At 63.4% G+C, this 762-nt stretch carries 1 pseudogene; it reads right to left on the bottom strand.

The features are described from left to right. Nucleotides 1-52: 52 nt before the first annotated feature. Nucleotides 53-762: pseudogene (locus AAFU51_18840) on the bottom strand (integrase core domain-containing protein).

The following is a 762-nucleotide window of genomic DNA, read 5'->3' as shown; positions in this document are numbered from 1 at the left end:
ACTAGGTGTCTCCCGCAACTAGGTGTCTCCCGCAACTAGGTGTCTCCCGCAACTAGGTGTACGGTCCCAGGGTGTCCTGGGTCGGGTCTCGATGGAAGCGCTCCGGCTCGCGTTGCCACTCGCGGCACACGAACTCGTACGGCGTCAGCCCCCGCAGCGTCTTCAGCCGCTTCGCATGGTTGTACGCCAGCACGAACGTGGCTAGGTGCTCTTGCAACGCCGCGTGGGAGCCGTAGTGGTACGGCTCCACCGTCGCCTCCTTCAGCGTCCGATTCATCCGCTCTATCTGCCCGTTCGTCCACGGATGCCCCACCTTCGCGAGGCGATGCTTAATCTTGTGCTCGGCGCACACGCGGTCGAAGAGGTGCCGGAAGGCATGACGGTCGCGCTTCCGGTGCGTGAACTGGATCCCGTTGTCCGTCAGCACCGTGTGCAACTGGTAGAGGAACGCAGCTACCACCGAGCGCAAGAACTCAGCGGCTGTAGCCCTCTTAGCACACTCGTGGAGTTCGGCGTAAGCCACCTTCCCCGCCCGCCTCGGCGGGGCGGAGTCCGGTCAATGGCCACGAAGAGGTAGAGCTTGCCCTCTTCGGTACGCACCTCAGCGATGTCGATGTGGACGTAGCCAGGCGGATCGCCTACGATCCGGGGTACTTCTTGAAGGCCTTGCGCTTGGGCTTGTCGCCCTCAACCTCCGGCAGCCTGCTGATGCCGTGACGTTGCAAGCAGCGATGCAGCGACGAACGCGTCAGATGGGACATG

Source organism: Bacteroidota bacterium, assembly GCA_039821555.1.
In the GTDB taxonomy this organism is placed as follows: domain Bacteria; phylum Bacteroidota; class Rhodothermia; order Rhodothermales; family Rubricoccaceae; genus JBCBEX01.
Note: the sequence above shows the minus strand (reverse complement) of the source record. Positions and strands in the feature narration are given on the sequence as shown.